Genomic DNA, 18,114 nt, shown 5'->3' on the forward strand with positions numbered 1-18,114 from the left:
TCATAACCCGTTTTCTCAAGTTTGTTTATGTTGACTAAGTTAATTTCCAGAGGAGATAAGTGATCGCTCCACTATCCCACCTAACTGGGCTTCTGCCACTTCAACATCTCCCCAAACGACAGAAAACACCTTTGACACCAACCATCAACCCACAAAGCCGGAACTTTAAACCTAGCCCCACAATTAGGACACTCAGACAACAAACTTAAATGATGATACTGACATCCTTGCGTTACCTTAAACTGCCATTCAATCTTGTGACATGGTGATTCCACATAACAAGCTGCACACAATCGAATCGGCTCCATTTTCATTCCCACACCAGCAGGTGGTAACATTTGCTCTAACCTATCGGCATCAATGCCCGCAACCTTAGCCAATGCTTCTAGCTGCTGGCGAGAGGGAGGGGGATTAAATCGAAACTTTTCCCATCGTGTGATCGCACCAGCAATTCCCACAGCTTTACCCAACCCAGTAGGCGTTAACTCATTAGCCCGTCGAAACCGCCCCAAAAAGTGACTGATACTTTCTCCCTCAAAAGGTTCTACCTGAAAAAACCAAGGGTTAATTTCCCCAACTTCCATTATTTATACTCCGCAGCTACTTCCTTGAGAGTGTCCAAATCAATTTTTGGTAATCCCTTCTTTAATGCCCGAATAGCTGACTCCCTCAGAATCATATCTAGCAAACCAATATAACCCCCTGTAGCCTCACCCAAAGTCTTCAACATCGTTTTATTAGAAAGATTAGAAGCAACTGGTAGTTTTAAAACTTGTTTTTCCCAAATATCTACAATCTTTTTAAAATCTTCCCCAGAAAACTTACCAAAGCGATGACAGGCACGAAAACGGTTATAAACCTGCTCATCCCGCTTCACCACAGCATCTAATCTATCCGTACCTACCAGAATCACCGCAATTTCCAACTTATCAAAGATATCCCGCACCTCTGCAAAAGTCTTAGGCTTCAAACGGTCAGCCTCATCAATAATCAGCATTTCCACCCCACAACCTTTAAGAACCCGCAGCGTTCTATCTCTAATTTCTGCTACCGTTCCCTTATTCATTTGATATTTCAAATGCTCAATAATTGCTGTAAATAATTCCTTTGCACTACACTCTTGAGGTATTTGGATATAAGCAACGGGAACTTGCGGCGGTTTTCCTGATTCTTGTTTGGGTTTATGCCTGAGTCTGTAAGCATCACACCCCATTGTCTTACCAGTTCTTGATTCCCCCATAACCCTACCAGACTGGCGTGATTGTCGCTTGCCATCTAACCACTCATGGAGCGTTTTTACTTGTTCCAAAGGAATAAAATTCTTCCTATTCAATCTTTGAATTTCTGCTTGTATTTTTTCGTCATTGGGGAGAATATCACCTAATTCTTGTGCAACCTTTTGAGCTTGTTGTGAGGTCATAATTTACCACCCGTAATCTTCACGCATTTGTTCATAATCAAATACTTCCGGCATATCTGTGTCTGAAGAACTTTCCAAAGATGCCATTTCCATTTCTTCTTCCGGCTCAATAACCACGGGTTTTTTAGCTTTTTCCACTACAACCTGTTCTTCTTTTTGGCGTTCCTTTTTCGTTTTCTTTTGCTTAACGAAAGTTTCTCTATCTTGTACCTCTGCCAAAATTGAACGATTACTAACTGTTTTACCAGCTTGGCGAATCCTGCGACTCATGGCTTTTGCTTCATCTAGAGATAACTCTTCTGTCTCCAAATCTTGGGCATAAGCACGGGCTAAAAATTCTTCTTGTGAACCCTGCTGACGATAAACCAAAACAGTTGTAATATCTTTAGGTTCATATCGCAGCACAACGTTTTCCCCCGCGTAACCAGCCAGATTTTCACCTCGATATGTGATATTTTCAAATTGCAGATATCCACCCCTGTAAATCGAGCGTCGAGTTTGCTTCATCAAGCAAATACGCAAATCTTTTTCAGAGATTAAATGGGGTGCAACAATTAACCCTGCATCCCATCTTTGATAACGAGTCTGATCACCTAAACGAGCATCAATACTTTGGTTATATTTGTCTACGACATAGCGCACTAGCAGACGTTCTAAATCCCGTAAAGTTAGACAAGCCTCTTTCTCAGCTTCCTCTGGACGTTCCTGAACATTAGAACCTGTGTATCCTGGTAAGGTAGAAAATAAATCAGTATTTAAAGTCCCAAAAGGACGTTCGACAATGCCACCCTCGCTAGGGCGATCGCGTAAATGGCAAACAAATCCTAACTGCACACCAATCTGTTGCAAATGGTTGGATCGAAAATCCTTACCCCCATCAGTAAAAAAGTGTTCTGGTTTGCCATAAGTTCCCCATTCCTCATGTAGTCCATATTCTGCTCCATATTTTTTGGGTAATATGGCATGACGCAGTGCTAAAGCTACTACCTGAGAACTGGGTGCATCAAAACCTAAATTAATGCCCATGATGCAACGAGAATAAGTATCTATTACCGTTGTTAACCAAGGACGACCTAAAAGTTCACCATGTTGATCCACCAATAAAATATCAGCACGAGTGTGATCACACTGCCAGATATGATTGCTGTATTCTACAGATATATCTAGTCCATCACGAGTCTTCAGCGATAATCTAGAACCGCGCCAACCACGACTTCTCACACTTGCTTTTTGCTCTTGTGCTTCAATAATTGGTTGTAGGACTCGATAAACCGTCCTGGAACTGGGATAATTCTTATCACCCAATTCTGCTGCTTTTGCTTTTACTCTGATTGCAACTTGTTGGGGAGTAATTCGCTTGCTACCCTTATTTCCTTCCTTATATGTATTGATAATGAACTTTTGCCACTGAGAATCTATGCGGTGTTTACCTTTGTCAGCGCGTTGAGTAGTTCGCAGTGCAGCTAAACCCTCTTCTTCCCATTGTTTCACCCGTCTCTGCACTGTTCGGAGTGACCTACCTAGTTTGTCTGCTACCGTCCTTTTTCTTTCACCGTAAGTTTTGCGATCGCATGGTTCAAGTAATTTTTGAATTACTTCCAATAGTTCTTTATCATCTGCGGAGAGTTCAGTGATAATTTCACTACCTTCTAATTCATTGTCATAGGGTTTATCATCTTGCTTTTCCGACATATATGTTTTATTTGAAACATAGTTGTATTGTACTGTGTTTGTGGACAAATAATTTGTCAATTCAGGAGGAAGTTGGAAAAATATTCATTTCCAATATGGGACAAATAATTTGTCAATATTTCAAACTCGGACAGTTATTTTGTCAATTGGGATTTGACAGGCTAAAAATAGGCTAAAATTATTAAACCCTTACTGCGTAAGGGTTTAAAGGTTAATATTTTTGTGGACGTTAATTTGGCAAGTGATCAAATAATTTGGCAATCGACAAATGTACATTAACTAATTATTTGTCACTATTAACAGATTAATGTCACTTTTAACTTATCATTGGACGATATGTAGTTTGGACATGCAATATCAAAGATGAACTGTTTATGATGACAAAAACAGTTTAACAAGGACGTAACTGGATTCGCTTTCAACCCACGCTTTTCTCAAAAGATTGTAACTGCCTAGCTAGTAGTAATTGAGGCAAGAAAAACAGAGGTATTACCAAGCAGTACCTGGGTAATAACTTCCAGAAGATTAAGACCATGCTTAGAAACAGTGGAAAGAAAAGAACGGATATTGGCGAATGAAACTGCAAAATCGAATGAGCGAAAACCACCAGAAATTTTCTGCTTGCACTTCATCATCTGCAAATCACGTTCTGCTTGATTATTGGTAAAAGGAACATCAGCTTTGTCTAAGTCCCGTTAACCAATATTTCACCTAAAAGTGAAGTTTTGGACTCACACACAATTCAATTACACTCAATTAGACTCAGATTCCTGCTTAGTCCTTTTGAGAAAATCATCAATTCGCAGGAAGTCTAACGCTGACGTTGGTAGCGTCCGATTAACTCTGCTGTTGCCAAAACATGACCCTTCATTGCTTGCAAAATTTGCTCTTTTGTTGCGCCTGGTGGCAAACCCAAGTTTTTGTCTAAAGCATAAAGTTTGAAGAAATACCGATGTGTACCACTAGGAGGACAGGGGCCACCGTAACCTAATTTGCCAAAATCATTCTTTCCCTGCACTCCACCATTAGGTAAGGTTTTCGTAGCAGTAATGTGTTCTGGTAATTGCCGAACTGTAGGAGGTATATCGTAAAGTACCCAATGTACAAATGTGTGTCTGGGTGCATCTGGGTCATCGACTATTAATGCTAAACTTTGGGTTTCTTTTGGAGGTTCATCCCAGCTAAGAGTAGGCGAAATATCAGCACCATCACAGGTATATTTGGCAGGAATTTGGCTATTAGCTCCAAAGACGCTTTCTAATTTCATGCTTTTCCCCTTTGTTGTTAATTTACTGCTTGGGGTGGAGGCAATTTCGGTATTTTTATTACCCACAGAACTACAAGCGATCGCGGATAATTCTACTAACCCAATTATACTGAAGCTTTGAGGTAGAAATGCCCGCATTCTGCTCATTATTTTGCACCTAACATCTTTATAGATTTTTGCAATAATTCATCATCTTAATGCTTGTTGCGGCTTATAAAAAAAGGATATATTTTTAAAGTCAAATTTAAAATTGCAATTTCAATTTACAGTCTTAATTTTTAACAGATAAAAACCAAAAATGCTATTCCATACAATAAAATTGTGTTAGTATGTAAGTGAGATCGCAGGGAACTTCTAACATAGATGAGGAAAGTGGCAACACCAATTACCGAAAGCTGAGGTAAGAGTAACGCCAAACCAGGATCTAGGAAGATGCGACTATGGAAGGTTAGGGTGAGGAGCCTGCGAGACGTGTAAACCCAGGTTTTTTGTGGAGGGAACCTTTGTATAGAATAGGCAGTTATGGCTGAAGGGTCTGGTTGAACGCAACTAGACCCTTCAGTTTATGTTTTATCCTTTGACAACAGCAACAGGATGCAGACGCGCCACTTTACGAGCAATTCTGGCTTGGCTAACTACATTTACCACTCGACTGACATCTTTGTATGCTTGGGGTGCTTCTTCAGCTAAACCGGACATAGAACCAGCCCGGATGCTAATCCCTTCGAGTTCTAGTTCGTCCTTGAGGCGATCGCCTTTAATTTCTCGTTTGGCTTTGTGACGACTCATCACCCGTCCCGCACCGTTGACTTCTGCCTCTAGAGAGTGTGCATCGAGATGCAAGATTGTAAATTGGTTAAATGCTAAGTTTTCACTTTCATGTAAATACAAAAGTTCATTCAACCAAGCAACCAGTAGGCTGACATAATCAACACCTTGGAGTTGAATTTTTCGCGTAATGGAAGACTCTGAGGTGAACTCGACATCAGCTAAATAATAAAGAGCGATCACTGCTTGGATGAATAACTGAGTTAAATTCCCCCCCAAACACGATAAGCCCAGTCAGCCGTATGTTCAACTTCTTGAAACCCTGCCAAATTGATTAAATCTGAGCTTTTCACTGGTTGATTAGATAAATTTTGCCTAGTAAATTCACCAGTTTTTCTAAGTTAGAAGTGTTTAAATTTCTAAGTGCAAAGTGTCTCAATTTTTTGGGTTTAATTTGATGCTAAAAGAAAAATTTGAAGAACTTGTAAGGTAGTTTTGCCTTCCTCACAACTTTCTCAAATTTGTTACCTAATCTAAAAGATATCTTGTAAGCGGCGGTAAGTTATGGCTACTATAAGTCAAATCAAAACAAGATTCCGAAATCGCGCTGAAGCAGGGCAACAATTAGCTAACAAACTGACAGATTACGCCCATCGTCCCGATGTGTTAGTGTTGGGACTCGTGCGTGGTGGTGTACCTGTTGCTTTTGAAGTAGCCAAAGTTTTGAATGTGTCGTGGGATATTTGCTTAGTGAGTAAATTGACTGTACCAGGACATAAAGAATTAGCAATGGGTAGCATTGCCTCTGGTGGTGTACGTTGCCTTAATTATGATGTTGTTAGTTGGCTGGGGATTTCTGGGAAAACAATTGATGATGTTGCAGCTAGGGAACAACGAGAATTAGAGCGACGCGACAGAGCTTATCGGGGTCATCTTTCGCCATTAGAAATTAGCAATCGCACTATCATTCTTGTGGATGATGGTATCACCACTGGCTCAACCATGCGTGCTGCTATTACTATTGTCAGAGAACAAAAGCCTCAGCAAATTATTGTTGCAGTTCCGGTAGGATTAGTCAAAACTTGTCAAGAATTAAGCCATGAAGTAGATAAATTTATATGTTTAATAACACCAAAAACTTTGTATGCAATCGCTCTCTGGTATGAAAATTTTGCTCAAATCAGTGATGCTGCAATTCGTGAATTTTTGACCCAGCAATTTGCAGTTAGTTCTTAAAGAGATTGTATATACTTTTTTATCGTTTCTTCGCTGACATGGACTTTTAGAGAAATAATAGAAATTGAAGGTAAAAGTTAATAATTCAAGGTCAAAATTTTCATATACATTGATTACGGAGTTGTAATTGCTGCTACATCTGTCGCAGATATCACGATTCTTACTTCCTAATTTAGTGTGGGAGGTGAGTAGAATGACCATTACAGCCACTCAACCAAAATTGCAGGTAAAAAAGGTAATTAAGACAAAACAATTATCTCAACATTCAACAGATATTGGTACTCCTCAAGTTCCCCTCCGTCAACTCCCAGTAAAACAAGAGCATGAGTTGTTATGTGATTGGGAAAACGCATCTTAATTAGCACCTTGACTGAGCAATCTGTCAATCCAGGCAAGAGATACTTGAGAAATAGGAGAACACATGATCATTCCACTACAAATTACCTTTCACAACATTCCACCATCAGAAGCGGTAGAAGCAAAAATTCGCTCTTTAGCTGATAAACTAGAGCATTTTTATAACCGGATTACGAGCTGTCGAGTCATAGTTGATGCCCCACATCGACGTCAACGTAACGGTAAACTTTATCAGGTGCGAATTGATATCACTGTGCCAACAGGGGAAATCGTTGTCAACCGTGACCCGCCTGAACATCAATCCCACGAGGATATTTATGTAGCAATTCGTGATGCTTTTGATGCAGCCAAGCGTAAACTGCAAGACCACACCAGTATGCTGCGTCAGGAAACCAAGACTCATGAAGAACAGCCTCATGGACGAATTACGTCTTTGTTCTCTGATGAAGGCTACGGTTTTATCGAAACACCTGATGGTAGCGAAGTTTATTTTCACCGCAACAGTCTGTTCAATGGTGATTTTGAGCAGTTGCAGGTGGGAGACGAAGTTCGTTTTACAGAGGAAGAAGGTGATAAAGGACTGCAAGCTAGTACTGTTAGATTGATTGGTAAGCATCACCTGCAAGGTTAGGCTGTTGATTTAAACCACTTTTTGAATAGTCCAGAGAACATCAACCACTTCCGCCTATGGCAAAGTCTGTCACTTTAGCATTTATTGGCGATTTCATGCTAGGTCGGGGTGTCAACGAAGAGATTCCCCGAAGATCGGCAGAGTCCTTTTGGGGAGATGTTTTGCCGATTTTGCGCGGTGCGGATGCTGTCATCGCTAATTGTGTTTCTGGTAGAAGTGAGCGATCGCGGCTTATATAAGTTGCGTTTAATACCTGTATTTTTAAGTTATACGCGAGTTGACCTAGCTAAAGGCGAAGAATTAACTGCTATCTGTCAGCGTATGCAATTTCTTTGTGCAAATTTCAATACCAATATCGTACAAACAACAGAAGGATTAGAAGTTAACTTGGGGGCTGGGAAAAACGCCACTATCAGTTCTACTCCTTCTCTGTAAACACAGGAGGTAAACGAATGAAATTACTCTCTATTGCAGAACTGGAAACACTAGCAAAACAACCTGGAGAAGTATGTGTATCGATTTTTCTCCCAACTTGCCATGCCGGGATGGATACGCAACAAAACCCAATCCGGTTTAAGAACTTAATTCGAGAAGCTGAAGAACGCTTGATTGAGCATGGTTGGCGTTCTGAAGATGCAAAAAACTTACTCGAACCAGTTAGAGAGCTAGATGAGTATGAATTTTGGCAACATCAAAGTAATGGTTTAGCAATCTTCCGCTCACAAGATTTTTTCCAATATTACTCTCTACCTGTAGATTTTACAGAACTAGTATCTGTAAGTAACCATTTTTACCTTAAACCTCTATTCCCCTTCTTCCAGAGCGATGGACATTTCTATGTCCTGGCTCTCAGCCATAATCTGATTCGGCTATTAGAAGGCACTCACCATCATATTGAAGAAATTGATTTAACTGGTGTACTACCAAGTCTGGAAGCAGTACTACGGTTTGAAGAACCAGAACGGCAAACTCCTTCTCATACAGGCACTCCAGGCGCAACAGGTGGACGACGCGCCGCTCCTGGTGGAGTCACGGTATTTCACGGTCATGGTGCTGGTGATGAAGATGAGAAGGAAAATCTCAGCATATACTTCCATCGGGTCAATGAAGCCTTGCAGGAGTTACTCAAAGCCGAACACGCTCCTTTGGTGTTGGCTGGGGTAGAGTATCTTTTGCCGATTTACCGAGAAGCAAATACTTATCCTGATCTCGTGGATGCTGGTATAACAGGTAATCCAGAACTACTATCACCAGAAGAATTACACACCCAAGCTTGGGAAATAGTAGAACCATTATTTTTGCAAGCACAGCAAGACGCAATCAATCAATACAGGGAACTGCTAGGAACTGGAAAAGCCTCCAACCAAATTACGGAAACTATTCCGGCTGCTTGTCAGGGAAGGGTTGACAAGTTAATTGTCGCCCTCGGTCAACAGCAGTGGGGTACTTTTGACTCAGATACCCAAACAGTTCAGGTACATCCCAATGCAGAACCCAACGACGAGGAATTATTAGATTTCGCTGCAACTCAAACTATCTTGAATGGCGGTATTGTCTATGCAGTTGAGTCGGCTGAGATGCCAGATGATATCCCATTAGCTGCGGTATTTCGCTATTGATAGGTAAATTATGAACCTTAAGCAGAGAGGCATTCTAATCATCATCTTGATTGTGATTGTTAGTCTGTCTCTATCTAAAACACTAGTGCATATTCTGACTGAAGCATGGTGGTTTGATAATGTCGGTTTTTCCGAATTATTCTGCATCCTACTAGTTTTGGTAATAGCGATCCCATCTTTAAAAAGGACATCGGCTTTTATGTCTTCCAGTTACCGCTTTACGAAGCTATTCGCAACTGGTTGTTATTCGCTTTGGTTTGGGGACTAATAGTATCTATTCTGGTTTGTTTGCTCAAAATCAGTTTTGCACCCAACATTTCGCACTTTGAAGTGCTACAGAGAGAATAGCAGATATTTCGATTTTTTGTTCGCGTAGCGTGTGCTTTGCATATGTGGTTGACCTTCAATCGTGACGTATTTGCCTCTCATAAAGCTAGTTTCGGCTTTATTTGGGCTTCATTTTTGTCTAAGTCCAAGTACCACCAATTGCCACTTTATGAATAGCTTCATGAAATCTTTAAAATAAGATGTGGTTTATAAAATTTTGTCTATCCTGTTGAACCTAGACTACGCAAGCATCTCGATACTTTTTATTTATATGTAAATATACTTAACCTATACTTAACCAAGTATTTTTTCTATGAAGTATAAGTTTTTTACTTTCCTACAATATAAATACTGATTATTATCACAAGCATTAACAGTTCTTTCATCAAGAACATAAATCATATGCCTACTATGAATTTTTTGACCAGGCTATCACTGGCCACAGCAGGAACAGCAGTTGTTGCCCTCAGTGTTGCAGAAACAGCTAATGCTGCTGGATTTTCAGGAGCTTATAACCCAAACAACTGGACATTGACCAACAATAATGCTGATGGTTCCGTAGATACAACTAACGCACCTTTATCAATCACTACAACAGGTGGTAATAATGGGTCTGATAGTTTTGGTCAAACTGCTTACACCACAATTGCAGCTAATAATAGTGTAGTTAGTTTTGACTGGAATTATTTTACTTTTGACGGACCGTTCTATGATCCTTTTGGCTTTATTCGCAATGGTGTCTTCACAGAATTAACTGATTCATTCGGAGCATTTTCTCAATCTGGTAGTTTTAGCACTGTAGTAAATGCAGGTGATACCTTTGGCTTTGCTATTAATACTACAGATAATCTCTATGATCCTGCCACTGCTACCATCTCAAACTTCCATGTTGCTGTTGTACCCGAACCAGCTTCTCTCATTGGTGTACTAGGCTTAGGTGCTTTTGGTGTTACCTCACTTCGCAAACGCAAAGCCACAGTTCAAGCATAATATTGATTACTACATATAATTCTCTTTCGGCTATGTCAAATTTTGACATGGCGTTTTTTCGTTTGGTACTCGATATAATTTTGGTTGTTCCCTTCGACTTCGCTCAGGGAACTCACTCAGGAAAAACTTTTAGTCCACCTTCTGCACCCCCTAGCAGACCAGTCTAAACTCCTGTTGTTTGACATGGCCCTTTTATTTGAACTATGGGAATTCTGTTCGATTTTTGACACATCCATGACTTACCCATAGGCTACGAAAAAAATGGGTTTGAGATTGCTTCCTTACGGTCGCAATGACGTAAATACGTCAATCTTGCGTAAGTCCTACTGGTATTAAATAAACCCTATTTAATTTCCTGACTAATTAAATCAATTATTTCTACAATATTCCTACAAATACTTGCATAAACATTATTTTCTTCCTCAATATGGACATGATGAGGAAAATTTTGTAAATTAGGAAAATGCTCTACATTGTCCCATCTTTTTCTTAACTGGGTTCTGTTACCATCCATCCATTGATAACGATAGGTTTCTGTAATACATTTATCTCCCTGTATTTTAAAAAATTCTACCACTTCTAAAAAATCACCATTCGTCAAATTCAATCTTGCTCGAAAATAACCTTGATCAGATAATGCTCGTTCCTTCACAATATCAATTTGATCAATTATCGAACTGGTAATTAATTTAGCTTTTATTTCAGTTAAATAATCCTCAACAATCATTTTCAATTTAAGATTGAAGTAATGTTAAACGAGCTTGTAAATTAGACCACATTTGATAAAAAGCACTCCATTCCACAAAATCAGCTTCATCTCCTAATTGACCTGTTTTAAATCGCTGATAAAAATCCGCAGATGATAATTGATACTGTTGCTCAAATATTTGTAAATCTGTTTCTAATTCTCTAATTTGCTGTTGAATATTTTCTCTTTCTTGATGAATAATTTTCCTGAGTGATAAAGCTAAAATATCACTATATCCTCCTTGTTGAGAAAGTGCTTCCAGGATTTTTAATTGATTGATTATTTCTGCTTGAGTAGTCATGATTACTTTTAATTGCAGATTACTGATTACTAAAAACTTTGATATGTAGGGTTTTAGCATTTTTAAACCCTGACCTGATCATTAATTAGGTTCTGTTCTAATTCTATAATATTGGCAAGAAACGGACTATTATTTGCTAGTGCTTCTAATTCTTCTACTGCTTGTCTTTGTGAGTCCAGGCTTTGTATCGGTTGGGGTGACGGTATAAATAAAACGTCAATTTGTCTAACTTCGACGGTAATATATTTGCTTCTTTCTACTTAGCCGTAAGTGTTAAAAGTTACGTAAGATACTGTTTGATAAATTGATCATGTATAAAAAGAGTCATTTATATTGTTCTAGGATAATACAAAAACATTACTTTAACATTCTTGGGCTGATGGCGATGGCGCAGAGCGCCCAGCGTAGCTGAGTGCATCTTTGCAGCCTGGATCACCAAGTTTTTCAAAAAATCGGGGATCTACTCTTAATAATGAATTTATGGCGAACAGAGGGGTCGTTCAATGTTAACCTGATAGATGATATTGCTTGATCTGAGGTCTTTGACGACCCGTTCTGAAAAATAGCTTCATTCATTAGGCGCAGCATGGTCACCACCGCAGAAAAAACTAACATCGGTTATATTACCCAAATCATTGGTCCGGTTGTAGACGTTAAGTTCCCTGGCGGTAAATTACCCCAAATCTACAACGCTTTGACCATCAAAGGCACCAACGAAGCTGGACAAGAAATCAACTTGACCGTTGAAGTACAGCAACTTTTAGGCGACAACCAAGTTCGCGCTGTGGCTATGAGTTCCACTGACGGTTTGGTACGTGGTTTAGAAGTTGTTGATACTGGCGCTCCCATTAGCGTACCCGTTGGTAAAGCGACTTTGGGTCGGATTTTCAACGTTTTGGGAGAACCTGTAGACAACCAAGGCCCTGTTAACAATCAGGAAACCTTACCTATTCACCGCGAAGCTCCCAAACTGACTGACCTGGAAACCAAACCTTCTGTGTTTGAAACCGGGATTAAAGTTGTTGACTTGCTAACTCCCTATCGTCGTGGTGGCAAAATCGGTCTATTCGGCGGTGCGGGTGTTGGTAAAACCGTGATCATGATGGAATTGATCAACAACATCGCTACCCAACACGGTGGTGTGTCTGTATTCGCCGGTGTGGGTGAACGGACTCGTGAGGGTAATGACCTCTACAACGAAATGATTGAATCTGGGGTAATCAATAAGGATAACCTCAACGAATCGAAGATTGCTCTAGTTTACGGGCAAATGAACGAACCACCCGGAGCAAGAATGCGGGTTGGTTTGTCTGGTTTGACAATGGCTGAATACTTCCGTGATGTGAACAAGCAAGACGTATTGCTGTTTGTGGATAACATCTTCCGGTTCGTACAAGCTGGTTCTGAAGTATCTGCGCTGTTGGGTCGGATGCCTTCTGCGGTAGGATATCAGCCTACTCTAGGTACTGACGTTGGTGCATTGCAAGAACGGATTACTTCTACCACCGAAGGTTCTATTACTTCTATTCAAGCTGTATACGTACCTGCGGACGACTTGACTGACCCCGCACCAGCAACTACCTTTGCTCACTTGGATGGTACAACAGTATTGTCTCGTGGTTTGGCAGCTAAGGGTATTTATCCTGCGGTAGATCCTCTGGGTTCTACTTCCACCATGCTACAGCCCAACATTGTGGGTGATGAGCACTACAACACTGCTCGTGCGGTACAAGCAACTCTACAACGTTACAAAGAACTGCAAGATATTATTGCGATTCTGGGTTTAGATGAATTATCTGAAGATGACCGTCTGACTGTAGCACGGGCACGGAAGATTGAACGGTTCTTGTCTCAACCCTTCTTCGTAGCTGAAGTATTTACCGGTTCTCCTGGTAAGTATGTGAAGTTGGAAGACACCATCAAGGGCTTCCAGAAGATTCTATCTGGTGAGTTGGATGACCTGCCAGAGCAAGCTTTCTACTTGGTAGGCGATATCAACGAAGCGATCGCTAAAGCTGAAAAGCTCAAAGGCTAATAGAGGAAACAGGTAATAGGGAACAGGGAACAGTAAAGAGGTAGTAGAGAATAAGTAACAGGAAACAGTAAATACTGTCACCTGTCACCTGTCACCTGTCACCTGTCACCTGTCACCTATCACCTATCACCTAATTACTGAGTAGAAACAAAGAATATGACTCTGACCGTTCGTGTAATTTCCCCAGATAAAACTGTGTGGGATGCTCAGGCTGACGAAGTGATTTTACCTAGCACTACTGGTCAGTTGGGTATCTTAACTGGACACGCACCTCTGTTAACAGCTTTGGACACAGGTGTAATGCGTGTACGTACTAGCAAAAATTCCAGCTGGCAAGCGATCGCTTTGTTAGGTGGTTTTGCTGAAGTTGAAGAAGATGAAGTCACCATTCTGGTCAATGGGGCTGAACGTGGTGACAACATTAATCTTGAAGAAGCTCGTGCTGTTTACAATGAAGCTCAAGCTCGGTTGAACCAAGTTTCAGCTAGTGCTGCTTCTGAAGAAAACCGTCAAGCACAAATCCAAGCAACACAAGCCTTCAAACGCGCTCGCGCTCGTTTTCAAGCAGCTGGCGGTTTGGTATAAACCATACTCTTCACTTAAAAATTGTAGGGTAAGCTTTTGCCTACCTTACAATTTTTTTGTAATTTGTAATTTTTTGCCAAATTTAGCCACAATTCCCAACTCAAAAAGCAGTGTAAAATCTGAATTTTTTAATTCTTAATTGGTATTACGCCTTATTTTTGTTTAAAAATTAGCAATGTAATATCATCAAAAACCTCTTGTTCACCGATATATTGTTCCAAATCATTAATTACTGCTTCTCGGATTTCTTTAGCTGAGGCATTTCTATGATTAGAAACTACTGTACACAGTCTTTCTAATCCATATTGCACTCCATTAATATCTGCTGCTTCTGTGATACCGTCCGTGTAAAGGACAACTACATCTCCAGGAAATAGATTTACATCTGTATGTGCTACAAAGGGGATAATATTTTTTTCTAAACCAATAGGAAAGCCTAAATCAATAGTATCTATCCTTTCTAATTCTCCATTAGCACGAACAATAATCATTTCTTCATGTTGTCCACTGACTCGCAGTCTGCCATCTTGATAGTCTAATAAAGATAAAGTCAAGTTACGGTGGGATTTCATGCGTTGGACATTATGATAAATTGTCCGGTTGAGTGTATCTAAAAACTGCTTTGGTTCAGTGACATTATTTTCTTGTAAAGCGCGTACAGCAGTTTGTACCATAATCATTAACACACCACTTTCTAAACCATGTCCTGTTACATCACCAATACCTATTTTGACTTGACCATTTTGGTGAATGACATCATAGTAGTCTCCTCCAACTTCCGTGACAGGTTGCATATAGCTAGCAATATCTAAATCGGTGATTTCTGCTAGTTCCTGTTCCTTCGGTAAAATCATTTGTTGTAAGCGTTTGGTAACTTCCAATTCCGCTCTCATCCGGAGATTTTCGTCTTTTAATGATTCATTGAGGGCAACAATTTGAGCGTGGGCTTTTTCAATTTGTTCGTCACTATCTTTGAGTTTTTTCAAGCTATGGGAAAGGAGAATTAAAAAATTAATTAAAGCGAGAACTAAACCAGTAAATTGAATAATTTGCAAAACACTAGCTTCTTGATCAGCTACTGCTTGTTGTTCCGTGGTTAGCTGATTCATTAAATCGAGCAGTAAAAGATTATGCTCCACTGCGTAAGCAACTGCTACTTTTAACTTGGCAGGTGAAACTGCTTCACCTGCCGCTAATATTCCTTGAATTTTGGATTTGTAAGGTTGCCAAATTTGCTGTGCTTGTTGAATTAGTGCTTTGCCTTTCTCTGTTGTAATGGCTGCTAAAAATACAGGTTTACCATCACTACCTGTGACTGTTTTACCTATTTCAAATCCTCTGAGCGTATCATCAAACAATTGATAAGCTAAAATTAATTCCTTTTGTGAGGGAATAATGGAAGTTTTGGCATCTTGGGCGACTTGCATTTGCAGAATAGCTTTAGTCATTCTTTGCGATAGCATTCGTTGTCGTCCAGCCAAGTTTATACTTAAAGCTTTAGATTTTAAACGAGAGGAAATAATCACATTGGGCAGCAGAACTCCTACATCAAATGTCAGGAATAAAGCAGCAGAAATTAAAATAGTTCTATATTTAGTATTTTGAAATAACCCTGTGAGTGATGGAATATTCAAAATTTTTACCCTTGTATGTAATGAGGAAATATTTTGTCGATAAATATCTAATTTATTACAACTATCTTTAATTAGCAATTGCATCTTGCAGTAGGTTGTTATCCATCTATTTTACACATTCACGTAATATCATTGCTATATCTCTGCCACAGTCAGTAAATATGTGTAGACCCTAGGGATTCATTTTGGAGCTTTATAAAAAATTTGTAATCTCAGCTACGGAAAAATCAAGGTTACATAAACTTAAAGATATGTGTATTTAAGTCACAAAAAAATTAGGTGAAGTTTAAGAAATTTAGACTGACTGAGGTGAAGTGATACTCTAGATAATTAGTTGCCCAGAGGGGCAAAAATTATGAAATTTCTTCAGAATAAAACATCTAAAAAGCAATCCCATCGCCTTGTTCAGTGGACAAGTAGTCTTTTAACTTTCTTAGCTTTATCCGGTGGGGTTAATGCGGCTCATGCTAATAGTGTCAATACAAAAAATTTAACAAATACGACTTCTGTTTCATTACCAGTTAATCAACCACAATCTACACATAATCATCAGTTACACAATTATCCTATTCCTTATCAAGCAATGGGAATAGACCCTGTTTCCTTGATACCTATAATTTTCCTGGGTGGCTTTTTCATATTTGTTCCCCTCTTCTTTGGGGGATTAGTAGTCATTGGTGAACGGGAAGTGGGAATTGTCGTGAAGAAATTTACCGTTTCTAGAAGGGGATTACCTGCTGGTAGCTTGATAGCTCTGAATGGGGAAGCTGGTTTACAAGCTGATACCTTAGCTCCTGGTTGGCATTGGGGTCATTGGCCTTGGCAATATTCAGTGAAAAAAGAGTCAGTTGTTGTTGTGCCTCAAGGGGAAATAGCTTTAATTGTGGCAGCTGATGGTGCTTCCATTCCTCCAGAAAGGATTTTAGGCAAGATTGTTGATTGTGATAACTTCCAAGATGCACGGAAGTTTCTCACCCAAGGTGGGGAAAAAGGTCGGCAAATGGGTTTTCTCACCGCAGGTACGTACCGCATCAATACTGCTTTGTTTAAGGTGATTACAGCGGCTAATGCTAGTGCTCATGGGATGGGGCCGGAGCAATTACGAGTGTATAGCGTCACATCCGATAAAGTTGGAGTGGTGACAACTTTAGATGGTTTACCCATTCCCGCGGGAGAAATTGCTGGGCCTGTGGTGGAGGGACATGATAACTTCCAAAATGGGCAAAAATTTATTAACGGTGGTGGAAGAAGGGGTTTACAAGAGCAAATTCTCTTATCTGGTTCTTGGAACTTAAACCCTTGGTTTGTCCAGGTAGAACAAGTGAAAATGACGGAAATTCCCATCGGTTATGTGGGTGTGGTCATTTCCTTTGTAGGTAAAGAGCAAGAAGATGTCAGCGGTGCTGCGTTCACCCACGGTAATTTGGTGAATCAAGGACATAAGGGTGTGTGGGTGGAACCACTTTATCCAGGGAAGCACCCAATTAACTCTCGCATTATGAAGATTGAGTTAGTCCCCACAACTAACATAGTTTTAAATTGGTCGGGACGGACAGAACGCCATAGTTATGATGAGAAGCTGGAATCTTTGACGGTGCGATCGCGCGATGGTTTCGCTTTTGATTTAGAAGTAGCGCAAATTATCCATGTTGGTGCTTTGGATGCACCCAAGGTGATTTCCCGTGTTGGTTCTATGCAAAACTTAGTAGACCATGTACTAGAACCAACTATTGGTAACTATTTCCGCAACTCTGCCCAAGACTATACTGTACTTGATTTTCTCACGGCTCGCAGCGAACGCCAACATGAAGCAGCTGATTATATTAAAACTGCATTACGTTCCTATGATGTTCAAGCTATAGATACTTTAATTGGAGATATTCAACCTCCTGCAAGCTTGATGCAAACCCAAACAGACCGGAAAATTGCCGAAGAACAACGCAAGACTTACGAAGTGCAGCAAATGGCCCAAACCCAACGTCAACAATTGGTACGGGAGACAGCACTGGCAGATATTCAGCAAGAAATGGTTAAGTCTGAGCAAAGTGTGCAAATTGCAGAACTGAAGTCCCAAGCGCGAATTAAAGAGGCCAATGGTGAAGCGGAATCAACTAAACTGAGAGCCATGGCTGAAGCGGAAGGTATTCGGGCCACAGGTAATGCTAAAGCAGAAACTTACCGCACAGGTGTAGAAGCTTTGGGAGAACAAGGTTACACAGCGATGCAAATTATGCAAATTATAGGCGATCGCAATGTGCGCTTGATACCCGATGTTCTGGTTGGTGGTGGTAATGGTAACAGCACCAATGGTTTAGTAGATGGTTTACTTTCCATGATTTTATGGAATCAAACTCATAAATCTCAAGAAGGAACAATAAATTCTTTCCCTACTCAACCAGTTACTAAGCCTACAGCATCTGCTGAACACAATGGTAATTCCCAAATATCGATCAAATTACCTGTTGATCAGGAGCAATAAGTAGAGGGAATGACTGACAATTAAT

The 18,114-nt window shown here is 40.1% G+C and carries 20 protein-coding genes and 1 pseudogene; 12 read left to right on the forward strand and 9 right to left on the reverse strand.

Annotation, left to right across the window (positions count from 1 at the left end; translation table 11 throughout):
• Positions 1–80: 80 nt before the first annotated feature.
• The 6 genes and pseudogenes from H6G73_RS14235 to H6G73_RS24195 all read right to left on the reverse strand — a co-directional run bounded on the left by H6G73_RS14235 (position 81) and on the right by H6G73_RS24195 (position 5,426).
• Positions 81–584, reverse strand: coding sequence for a TniQ family protein (locus tag H6G73_RS14235; protein WP_190605520.1), 504 nt, complete (start codon positions 582–584; stop codon positions 81–83).
• Positions 584–1,420 carry a TniB family NTP-binding protein gene (locus H6G73_RS14240; protein WP_190605522.1) on the reverse strand — a complete coding sequence of 279 codons (837 nt, stop codon included), beginning with the start codon at positions 1,418–1,420 and terminating at the stop codon, positions 584–586. The genes H6G73_RS14235 and H6G73_RS14240 overlap by 1 nt, the downstream gene beginning before the upstream one ends.
• A 3-nt stretch (positions 1,421–1,423) precedes the next feature.
• The gene (locus H6G73_RS14245; protein WP_190605524.1) at positions 1,424–3,112 is read right to left on the reverse strand and encodes a Mu transposase C-terminal domain-containing protein; all 1,689 of its coding nucleotides are present in this window, start codon (positions 3,110–3,112) and stop codon (positions 1,424–1,426) included.
• Between the two features lie 452 nt (positions 3,113–3,564).
• Positions 3,565–3,789 (reverse strand): annotated as a pseudogene (locus tag H6G73_RS25135) (IS66 family transposase); the annotation flags it as partial.
• A 134-nt stretch (positions 3,790–3,923) separates the two neighbouring features.
• Complete coding sequence (locus H6G73_RS14255) at positions 3,924–4,526, reverse strand: YbhB/YbcL family Raf kinase inhibitor-like protein (protein ID WP_190605526.1); 603 nt, start codon at positions 4,524–4,526, stop codon at positions 3,924–3,926.
• A gap of 423 nt (positions 4,527–4,949) precedes the next feature.
• Positions 4,950–5,426, reverse strand: a complete 477-nt coding sequence (locus H6G73_RS24195; RefSeq protein ID WP_199317732.1) for an archease — start codon at positions 5,424–5,426, stop codon at positions 4,950–4,952.
• Positions 5,427–5,711: 285 nt separating this feature from the next.
• Between H6G73_RS24195 and H6G73_RS14265 the strand changes: the two genes are divergently transcribed.
• The 9 genes from H6G73_RS14265 (at position 5,712) to H6G73_RS24860 (ending at position 10,474) form a co-directional block, all read left to right on the forward strand.
• Positions 5,712–6,383 (forward strand): phosphoribosyltransferase, encoded by a 672-nt coding sequence (locus tag H6G73_RS14265; protein WP_199317733.1) that lies wholly within the window; start codon positions 5,712–5,714, stop codon positions 6,381–6,383.
• Positions 6,384–6,576: 193 nt separating this feature from the next.
• Positions 6,577–6,741: a hypothetical protein gene (locus H6G73_RS14270; RefSeq protein ID WP_190605528.1), complete on the forward strand. Its 165-nt coding sequence runs from the start codon at positions 6,577–6,579 to the stop codon at positions 6,739–6,741.
• 63 nt (positions 6,742–6,804) lie between these two features.
• Positions 6,805–7,371: an HPF/RaiA family ribosome-associated protein gene (locus H6G73_RS14275; RefSeq protein WP_190605530.1), complete on the forward strand. Its 567-nt coding sequence runs from the start codon at positions 6,805–6,807 to the stop codon at positions 7,369–7,371.
• A 56-nt stretch (positions 7,372–7,427) separates the two neighbouring features.
• On the forward strand, positions 7,428–7,610 hold the full coding sequence (locus H6G73_RS14280) for a CapA family protein (RefSeq protein ID WP_190605532.1): 183 nt from the start codon (positions 7,428–7,430) through the stop codon (positions 7,608–7,610).
• Complete coding sequence (locus tag H6G73_RS14285) at positions 7,555–7,806, forward strand: hypothetical protein (RefSeq protein WP_242034202.1); 252 nt, start codon at positions 7,555–7,557, stop codon at positions 7,804–7,806. Before H6G73_RS14280 ends, H6G73_RS14285 begins: the two co-directional genes overlap by 56 nt.
• Before the next feature lie 17 nt (positions 7,807–7,823).
• Positions 7,824–8,990, forward strand: coding sequence for a baeRF3 domain-containing protein (locus tag H6G73_RS14290; protein WP_190605534.1), 1,167 nt, complete (start codon positions 7,824–7,826; stop codon positions 8,988–8,990).
• 141 nt (positions 8,991–9,131) lie between these two features.
• Positions 9,132–9,338: a UPF0182 family protein gene (locus H6G73_RS25140; RefSeq protein ID WP_199317737.1), complete on the forward strand. Its 207-nt coding sequence runs from the start codon at positions 9,132–9,134 to the stop codon at positions 9,336–9,338.
• 381 nt (positions 9,339–9,719) lie between these two features.
• Positions 9,720–10,307 carry a PEP-CTERM sorting domain-containing protein gene (locus H6G73_RS14300; protein WP_190605536.1) on the forward strand — a complete coding sequence of 196 codons (588 nt, stop codon included), beginning with the start codon at positions 9,720–9,722 and terminating at the stop codon, positions 10,305–10,307.
• A 32-nt stretch (positions 10,308–10,339) separates the two neighbouring features.
• Entirely contained in the window at positions 10,340–10,474 is a 135-nt protein-coding gene (locus tag H6G73_RS24860; protein WP_256443765.1) for a hypothetical protein, read from the forward strand.
• 176 nt (positions 10,475–10,650) lie between these two features.
• On the opposite strand, the gene H6G73_RS14305 is transcribed toward H6G73_RS24860, so the two are convergent.
• Positions 10,651–11,034: a toxin-antitoxin system TumE family protein gene (locus H6G73_RS14305; RefSeq protein WP_190605538.1), complete on the reverse strand. Its 384-nt coding sequence runs from the start codon at positions 11,032–11,034 to the stop codon at positions 10,651–10,653.
• A 7-nt stretch (positions 11,035–11,041) separates the two neighbouring features.
• Positions 11,042–11,356, reverse strand: a complete 315-nt coding sequence (locus H6G73_RS14310; RefSeq protein ID WP_190605540.1) for a hypothetical protein — start codon at positions 11,354–11,356, stop codon at positions 11,042–11,044.
• Between the two features lie 586 nt (positions 11,357–11,942).
• Between H6G73_RS14310 and atpD the strand changes: the two genes are divergently transcribed.
• Positions 11,943–13,391 (forward strand): F0F1 ATP synthase subunit beta, encoded by a 1,449-nt coding sequence (gene atpD / locus H6G73_RS14315; protein WP_190605542.1) that lies wholly within the window; start codon positions 11,943–11,945, stop codon positions 13,389–13,391.
• Between the two features lie 156 nt (positions 13,392–13,547).
• Positions 13,548–13,976, forward strand: coding sequence for an ATP synthase F1 subunit epsilon (gene atpC / locus H6G73_RS14320; RefSeq protein WP_190605543.1), 429 nt, complete (start codon positions 13,548–13,550; stop codon positions 13,974–13,976).
• Between the two features lie 152 nt (positions 13,977–14,128).
• On the opposite strand, the gene H6G73_RS14325 is transcribed toward atpC, so the two are convergent.
• Positions 14,129–15,694 (reverse strand): SpoIIE family protein phosphatase, encoded by a 1,566-nt coding sequence (locus H6G73_RS14325; protein WP_190605545.1) that lies wholly within the window; start codon positions 15,692–15,694, stop codon positions 14,129–14,131.
• A 271-nt stretch (positions 15,695–15,965) separates the two neighbouring features.
• Here H6G73_RS14325 and H6G73_RS14330 point away from each other — a divergent pair, with 271 nt between their 5' ends.
• Positions 15,966–18,089 carry an SPFH domain-containing protein gene (locus tag H6G73_RS14330; RefSeq protein WP_190605546.1) on the forward strand — a complete coding sequence of 708 codons (2,124 nt, stop codon included), beginning with the start codon at positions 15,966–15,968 and terminating at the stop codon, positions 18,087–18,089.
• Positions 18,090–18,114 lie beyond the last annotated feature (25 nt).

The sequence above is a fragment of the Richelia sinica FACHB-800 genome (genome assembly GCF_014698825.1).
Taxonomy (GTDB): Bacteria; Cyanobacteriota; Cyanobacteriia; order Cyanobacteriales; family Nostocaceae; genus FACHB-800.

Bases quoted from the DNA above. Each gene is read 5' to 3' on its own strand.
- H6G73_RS24860 (WP_256443765.1), top strand. From the start codon at position 10,340: ATGTCAAATTTTGACATGGCGTTTTTTCGTTTGGTACTCGATATAATT.
- H6G73_RS14270 (WP_190605528.1), top strand. From the start codon at position 6,577: ATGACCATTACAGCCACTCAACCAAAATTGCAGGTAAAAAAGGTAATT.
- H6G73_RS14285 (WP_242034202.1), top strand. From the start codon at position 7,555: ATGCTGTCATCGCTAATTGTGTTTCTGGTAGAAGTGAGCGATCGCGGC.
- H6G73_RS14265 (WP_199317733.1), top strand. From the start codon at position 5,712: ATGGCTACTATAAGTCAAATCAAAACAAGATTCCGAAATCGCGCTGAA.
- atpD (WP_190605542.1), top strand. From the start codon at position 11,943: ATGGTCACCACCGCAGAAAAAACTAACATCGGTTATATTACCCAAATC.
- H6G73_RS14255 (WP_190605526.1), bottom strand. From the start codon at position 4,526: ATGAGCAGAATGCGGGCATTTCTACCTCAAAGCTTCAGTATAATTGGG.
- H6G73_RS14325 (WP_190605545.1), bottom strand. From the start codon at position 15,694: ATGCAATTGCTAATTAAAGATAGTTGTAATAAATTAGATATTTATCGA.
- H6G73_RS14245 (WP_190605524.1), bottom strand. From the start codon at position 3,112: ATGTCGGAAAAGCAAGATGATAAACCCTATGACAATGAATTAGAAGGT.
- H6G73_RS14240 (WP_190605522.1), bottom strand. From the start codon at position 1,420: ATGACCTCACAACAAGCTCAAAAGGTTGCACAAGAATTAGGTGATATT.
- atpC (WP_190605543.1), top strand. From the start codon at position 13,548: ATGACTCTGACCGTTCGTGTAATTTCCCCAGATAAAACTGTGTGGGAT.
- H6G73_RS14235 (WP_190605520.1), bottom strand. From the start codon at position 584: ATGGAAGTTGGGGAAATTAACCCTTGGTTTTTTCAGGTAGAACCTTTT.
- H6G73_RS14300 (WP_190605536.1), top strand. From the start codon at position 9,720: ATGCCTACTATGAATTTTTTGACCAGGCTATCACTGGCCACAGCAGGA.
- H6G73_RS14275 (WP_190605530.1), top strand. From the start codon at position 6,805: ATGATCATTCCACTACAAATTACCTTTCACAACATTCCACCATCAGAA.
- H6G73_RS14310 (WP_190605540.1), bottom strand. From the start codon at position 11,356: ATGACTACTCAAGCAGAAATAATCAATCAATTAAAAATCCTGGAAGCA.
- H6G73_RS14305 (WP_190605538.1), bottom strand. From the start codon at position 11,034: ATGATTGTTGAGGATTATTTAACTGAAATAAAAGCTAAATTAATTACC.
- H6G73_RS14280 (WP_190605532.1), top strand. From the start codon at position 7,428: ATGGCAAAGTCTGTCACTTTAGCATTTATTGGCGATTTCATGCTAGGT.
- H6G73_RS14290 (WP_190605534.1), top strand. From the start codon at position 7,824: ATGAAATTACTCTCTATTGCAGAACTGGAAACACTAGCAAAACAACCT.
- H6G73_RS14330 (WP_190605546.1), top strand. From the start codon at position 15,966: ATGAAATTTCTTCAGAATAAAACATCTAAAAAGCAATCCCATCGCCTT.